At 60.4% G+C, this 7,043-nt stretch carries 1 protein-coding gene and 3 rRNA genes; all 4 read left to right on the forward strand.

All coding sequences use genetic code 11. The annotated features are described in order from the left end of the window. Positions 1 to 32 precede the first annotated feature (32 nt). The 4 genes from tyrS to rrf all read left to right on the forward strand — a co-directional run bounded on the left by tyrS (position 33) and on the right by rrf (position 7,037). The gene (tyrS, locus tag RB614_RS41000; protein WP_308718131.1) at positions 33 to 1,292 is read left to right on the forward strand and encodes a tyrosine--tRNA ligase; all 1,260 of its coding nucleotides are present in this window, start codon (positions 33 to 35) and stop codon (positions 1,290 to 1,292) included. 514 nt (positions 1,293 to 1,806) lie between these two features. Further along, a 16S ribosomal RNA gene (locus RB614_RS41005) occupies positions 1,807 to 3,321 on the forward strand. Positions 3,322 to 3,706: 385 nt separating this feature from the next. After that, positions 3,707 to 6,826: ribosomal RNA gene (locus RB614_RS41010) — 23S ribosomal RNA — on the forward strand. 94 nt (positions 6,827 to 6,920) lie between these two features. Beyond that, a 5S ribosomal RNA gene (rrf, locus tag RB614_RS41015) occupies positions 6,921 to 7,037 on the forward strand. The 16S, 23S and 5S rRNA genes sit together here, the layout of an rRNA operon. The last annotated feature ends 6 nt before the right edge of the window (positions 7,038 to 7,043 follow it).

Raw genomic sequence — 7,043 nt, forward strand, 5'->3', positions numbered from 1 at the left:
GGGTCCCTGGGCGATGGGGGACAATACCGACCGTGACGGATCTGATCGACGACCTGCAGTGGCGGGGCCTCATCCAGGACTCCACCGACCTCGACGAGCTGCGCGCTCGCGTGGCCGCCGGACCGATGACGTACTATGTCGGCTTCGACCCCACCGCGGCCAGCCTGCACGTCGGTCACCTCATGCAGGTGCTGACCGCGCGCCGCTGGCAGCTGGCCGGGCACCGCCCGCTGCTGCTCGTCGGCGGCGCGACCGGCCAGATCGGCGACCCCAAGGAGAGCAGCGAGCGCACGCTCAACCCGCCCGAGGTGGTCGCCGGCTGGGTCGAGCGGATCCGCGACCAGCTCGCCCCCTTCGTCACGTACACCGGCGACAACGCCGCCACCCTCGTCAACAACCTGGACTGGACCAGCCCGATGTCGGTGGTCGAGTTCCTCCGCGACGTCGGCAAGCACTTCCCGGTCAACCGGATGCTCGCCCGCGAGGTGGTCAAGGCGCGGCTGGAGACCGGCATCAGCTTCACCGAGTTCAGCTACCAGCTGCTCCAGGCCAACGACTACTTCGAGCTGCACCGGCGGTACGGGTGCGCGCTCCAGTTCGGCGGCTCCGACCAGTGGGGCAACATCACCGCCGGCGTCGACTACATCCGCCGCCGCGGGGCCGGGCCGGTGCACGCGTTCACCACGCCGCTGGTGACCAAGAGCGACGGCACGAAGTTCGGCAAGAGCGAGGGCGGGGCGATCTGGCTCGACCCCGAGATGACCAGCCCGTACGCGTTCTACCAGTTCTGGTTCAACACCGACGACCGGGACATCGCCCGCTACCTGCGGTACTTCTCCTTCAAGCCGCACGAGGAGCTGCTCGCGCTGGAGAAGGAGATCGCCGAGCGCCCGGCCGCGCGGGCGGGGCAGCGCGCGCTGGCGGCCGAGCTCACCACCCTGGTCCACGGGCCCGAGGTCACCGACGACGTCATCGCCGCGAGCCAGGCACTGTTCGGGCGAGGTTCGCTGGACTCACTCATGCCGGCGACCCTCCAGGCCGCCCTGGTCGAGGCCGGCATGCATCGGGTACGCGGTGAGTTGCCCCCGGTAGCGGCGCTGCTTCGCGACGCGGGGCTGGTGGGCAGCCTCAACGAGGCCCGGCGGGCGATCGCCGAGGGCGGTGCCTACGTCAACAACGAGCGGGTGACCGACGCCGAGGCCACCGTGCCGGCGGACGCGCTGCTGCACGGGCGGTACCTGGTGCTGCGGCGGGGCAAGCGCACGTTCGCCGGCGTCGAGGTCGAGGCGTGACCGGGCAAGTTGCGTCGGTCCGGTGACTCTGCGCAGTGTGACGTGGAACAAGGCGCGCCGATTTGACGCCGTCCCCTCCACGCACGTAACTTTCTCCCTGCCCACGGGCGGTGCGGCGCCGATTTGGCGAGGCGAAACCGACCGGGTAAGGTAGACGACCGGCAGGGCACCGGGCGAGCCGCGAGACCACTCGCGAGCGGCCGGTTCTGCCAAATCCAGGAGCCAGGCACGGTGATCCTTTGCTGTGCGTAACTTCGGGACAAACCTGTCGTTAGCTCCACAGACCGGGACACACCGGTTTGACGGGGACGAAGCGCTCAGGTAAAGTAAAACAAGTGCCCCACGGCGGGGAGCTCCTCGGAGGAGATCCAAGTCGCGGTGTGTGTTTGTTCTTTGAGAACTCAACAGGGTGTTTGTATATGCCAGTGCCAAGTTTGGTTTATACCTCGTTGCCCCTTTTTTTGGGGTGATGGTTCCTTTGGCAACTTTTGTTGCTGGGATGCTTTTCAAGTTTTTGTTGGAGAGTTTGATCCTGGCTCAGGACGAACGCTGGCGGCGTGCTTAACACATGCAAGTCGAGCGGAAAGGCCCTTTGGGGTACTCGAGCGGCGAACGGGTGAGTAACACGTGAGTAACCTGCCTCTGGCTTTGGGATAACCCTCGGAAACGGGGGCTAATACCGGATATTCACATTCTGTCGCATGGTGGGGTGTGGAAAGTTTTTCGGCTGGGGATGGGCTCGCGGCCTATCAGCTTGTTGGTGGGGTGATGGCCTACCAAGGCGACGACGGGTAGCCGGCCTGAGAGGGCGACCGGCCACACTGGGACTGAGACACGGCCCAGACTCCTACGGGAGGCAGCAGTGGGGAATATTGCACAATGGGCGGAAGCCTGATGCAGCGACGCCGCGTGAGGGATGACGGCCTTCGGGTTGTAAACCTCTTTCAGCAGGGACGAAGCGTAAGTGACGGTACCTGCAGAAGAAGCGCCGGCCAACTACGTGCCAGCAGCCGCGGTAAGACGTAGGGCGCGAGCGTTGTCCGGATTTATTGGGCGTAAAGAGCTCGTAGGCGGCTTGTCGCGTCGACTGTGAAATCCCGTGGCTCAACTGCGGGTCTGCAGTCGATACGGGCAGGCTAGAGTTCGGTAGGGGAGACTGGAATTCCTGGTGTAGCGGTGAAATGCGCAGATATCAGGAGGAACACCGGTGGCGAAGGCGGGTCTCTGGGCCGATACTGACGCTGAGGAGCGAAAGCGTGGGGAGCGAACAGGATTAGATACCCTGGTAGTCCACGCTGTAAACGTTGGGCGCTAGGTGTGGGGGGCCTCTCCGGTTCTCTGTGCCGCAGCTAACGCATTAAGCGCCCCGCCTGGGGAGTACGGCCGCAAGGCTAAAACTCAAAGGAATTGACGGGGGCCCGCACAAGCGGCGGAGCATGCGGATTAATTCGATGCAACGCGAAGAACCTTACCTGGGTTTGACATCATCGCAAATCTCGCAGAGATGCGGGGTCCTTCGGGGGCGGTGACAGGTGGTGCATGGCTGTCGTCAGCTCGTGTCGTGAGATGTTGGGTTAAGTCCCGCAACGAGCGCAACCCTCGTTCGATGTTGCCAGCGGTTCGGCCGGGGACTCATCGAAGACTGCCGGGGTCAACTCGGAGGAAGGTGGGGATGACGTCAAGTCATCATGCCCCTTATGTCCAGGGCTTCACGCATGCTACAATGGCCGGTACAAAGGGCTGCGATACCGTGAGGTGGAGCGAATCCCAAAAAGCCGGTCTCAGTTCGGATCGGGGTCTGCAACTCGACCCCGTGAAGTCGGAGTCGCTAGTAATCGCAGATCAGCAACGCTGCGGTGAATACGTTCCCGGGCCTTGTACACACCGCCCGTCACGTCACGAAAGTCGGCAACACCCGAAGCCGGTGGCCCAACCCTTGTGGAGGGAGCCGTCGAAGGTGGGGCTGGCGATTGGGACGAAGTCGTAACAAGGTAGCCGTACCGGAAGGTGCGGCTGGATCACCTCCTTTCTAAGGAGCACCATTCGCTGTAATGGCGGTATGGAGCCCGTGGCCCGCGAGTGTCGGGTTGGGGTGCTCATTTGGCGGAGACACTGGCGAACATGTTCTGCTGGCAACGGCCGATCATACCTAGTACTGCGGTCGCAAGACACGCGTGGAACGGTTTGGGGTTGGTGCGGCTGGTGGGGGATGGCACATGACACCCTGTTGAGTCCTGAGAGAACAAACTGCGGCCCCCCGGGAAGGTTGGGGGTGGGGTTTGGTTTTCTTGGTGGAGAAGTGCCAGGCATGGCCTGCTCTGACATACCGGTCACGGTGGTGGCGAGGTGTTGGGGTGTGGGGTTGTGGGTTGGTTGTTTGTTGAGATTTGCATAGTGGACGCGAGCATCTTTGTGGTCAAGTTGTCAAGGGCGGACGGTGGATGCCTTGGCACCAGGAGCCGATGAAGGACGTGGGAGGCCGCGATAGGCCTGGGGGAGCTGTCAACCGAGCTGTGATCCCAGGGTGTCCGAATGGGGTAACCCGGCACTAGTTGTGTGGTGTCACCTGCATCTGAATGCATAGGGTGTAGGGGGGAACGTGGGGAAGTGAAACATCTCAGTACCTGCAGGAAGAGAAAACAATTGTGATTCCGTGAGTAGTGGCGAGCGAAAGCGGATGTAGGCTAAACCGGTTGCGTGTGATACCTGTCAGGGGTTGCGTGGTCGGGGTTGTGGGAGCCCGCTTGTCGTGCTGACACACGGCGGAGGAGTTACAAAGTTTGTTGCTAGTTGAATGGTCTGGAAAGGCTGACCGTAGACGGTGATAGTCCGGTAGGCGAAAGCAGCAAACCTTCTGTGGGTTTTCCCGAGTAGCGGCGCACTCGTGGAATGTGCCGTGAATCTGCCAGGACCACCTGGTAAGCCTGAATACTCCCTGGTGACCGATAGCGGACGAGTACCGTGAGGGAATGGTGAAAAGTACCCCGGGAGGGGAGTGAAATAGTACCTGAAACCGTTCGCCTACAATCCGTCGGAGCTTTGCATCTTTTGGGTGTGGGGTGACGGCGTGCCTTTTGAAGAATGAGCCTGCGAGTTAGTGGCATGTGGCGAGGTTAACCCGGGTGGGGTAGCCGTAGCGAAAGCGAGTCTGAAGAGGGCGTTGAGTCGCGTGTTCTAGACCCGAAGCGGGGTGATCTAGCCATGGGCAGGCTGAAGCGCGGGTAAGACCGTGTGGAGGGCCGAACCCACCAACGTTGAAAAGTTGGGGGATGACCTGTGGTTAGGGGTGAAAGGCCAATCAAACTCCGTGATAGCTGGTTCTCCCCGAAATGCATTTAGGTGCAGCGTTGCGTGTTTCTTGCCGGAGGTAGAGCACTGGATGGTCTAGGGGCCCTACAAGGTTACCGAAATCAGCTAAACTCCGAATGCCGGTAAGTGAGAGCGTGGCAGTGAGACTGCGGGGGATAAGCTTCGTAGTCGAGAGGGAAACAGCCCAGATCACCAGCTAAGGCCCCTAAGCGTGTGCTAAGTGGAAAAGGATGTGGGGTCGCTTAGACAACCAGGAGGTTGGCTTAGAAGCAGCCATCCTTTAAAGAGTGCGTAATAGCTCACTGGTCAAGTGGTTCCGCGCCGACAATGTAGCGGGGCTCAAGTACACCGCCGAAGCTGTGGCATTCACATTTTGACTTCGCCTGGATTCTTTATGGGTTTGGGTGCAGGTGTGTGGATGGGTAGGGGAGCGTCGTGCCACGGGTGAAGCGGCCCTGTGAGGGAGTCGTGGACGTGGTACGAGTGAGAATGCAGGCATGAGTAGCGAGAGAAGGGTGAGAAACCCTTCCGCCGGATGACCAAGGGTTCCAGGGCCAGGTTATTCCGCCCTGGGTGAGTCGGGGCCTAAGGCGAGGCCGAGAGGCGTAGTCGATGGATAACGGGTTGATATTCCCGTACCCGCGAAGGAGCGACCATGATGAACCTATCTGTGCTAACCGCCCGAGCCGCTGAGACCTTCGGGTTGAGGTGGGGAGCGTGGGAACCTGGGTGGTAGTAGTCAAGCGATGGGGTGACGCAGGAAGGTAGCTGAGCCCGGCCGGTGGTTGTGCCGGGGTAAGCGTGTAGCCCGTGCCATAGGTAAATCCGTGGCGCATGTGGGTGAGGCGTGATGCCGAGCCGATTCAGGTGAAGTCAGTGATCCTATGCTGCCGAGAAAAGCCTCTAGCGAGTTTCGAGCGGCCCGTACCCTAAACCGACACAGGTGGTCAGGTAGAGAATACCGAGGCGTTCGGGTGAACTGTGGTTAAGGAACTCGGCAAATTGCCCCCGTAACTTAGGGAGAAGGGGGGCCGGACGCGTGAAGCCCCTTTTGCGGGTGGAGCGTGGTATGGCCGCAGAGAGCAGGGGGAAGCGACTGTTTACTAAAAACACAGGTCCATGCGAAGTCGTAAGACGCTGTATATGGACTGACGCCTGCCCGGTGCTGGAACGTTAAGGGGACCGGTTAGCTCTTTCGGGGGCGAGGCTGAGAACTTAAGCGCCAGTAAACGGCGGTGGTAACTATAACCATCCTAAGGTAGCGAAATTCCTTGTCGGGTAAGTTCCGACCTGCACGAATGGCGTAACGACTTCCCCACTGTCTCAACCACAGGCCCGGCGAAATTGCATTACGAGTAAAGATGCTCGTTACGCGCGGCAGGACGGAAAGACCCCGGGACCTTTACTATAGCTTGACATTGGTATTCGGACTTGATTGTGTAGGATAGGTGGGAGACTGTGAAGCTGGCACGCCAGTGTTGGTGGAGTCGTTGTTGAAATACCACTCTGTTGGGTTTGGGTATCTAACCCGGGCTCCTGATCGGGGTCGGGGACAGTGTCTGGTGGGTAGTTTAACTGGGGCGGTTGCCTCCTAAAGGGTAACGGAGGCGCCCAAAGGTTCCCTCAGCCTGGTTGGCAATCAGGTGTTGAGTGTAAGTGCACAAGGGAGCTTGACTGTGAGACTGACGGGTCGAGCAGGGACGAAAGTCGGGACTAGTGATCCGGCACTTGCGTGTGGAAGCGGTGTCGCTCAACGGATAAAAGGTACCCCGGGGATAACAGGCTGATCTTCCCCAAGAGTCCATATCGACGGGATGGTTTGGCACCTCGATGTCGGCTCGTCGCATCCTGGGGCTGTAGCAGGTCCCAAGGGTTGGGCTGTTCGCCCATTAAAGCGGTACGCGAGCTGGGTTTAGAACGTCGTGAGACAGTTCGGTCCCTATCCGCCGTGCGCGTAGGATACTTGAGAAGGGCTGTCCCTAGTACGAGAGGACCGGGACGGACGAACCTCTGGTGTGCCAGTTGTCCCGCCAGGGGCACGGCTGGTTGGCTACGTTCGGAAGGGATAACCGCTGAAAGCATCTAAGCGGGAAGCCTGCTTCGAGATGAGGTATCCCACCCTTGTGGGTTAAGGCCCCCAATAGACGATTGGGTTGATAGGCCAGAGCTGTAAGCCAGGTAACTGGTTGAGGTGACTGGTACTAATAGGCCGAGGACTTGACCTACAAAGCTGCTACGCGTCCACTATGCGAATCTGAACCAACAACCAGCCACCCGGATGGTTCGGGGTCGGGTGCGGGGTTGATAGGTTTATAGTGTTACGGCGGTCATGGCGGAGGGGAAACGCCCGGTCACATTCCGAACCCGGAAGCTAAGCCTTCCAGCGCCGATGGTACTGCACTCGGGAGGGTGTGGGAGAGTAGGACACCGCCGGACTTCTTA

The sequence above is a fragment of the Phytohabitans maris genome, from assembly GCF_031085175.1.
GTDB lineage: Bacteria > Actinomycetota > Actinomycetes > Mycobacteriales > Micromonosporaceae > Phytohabitans > Phytohabitans maris.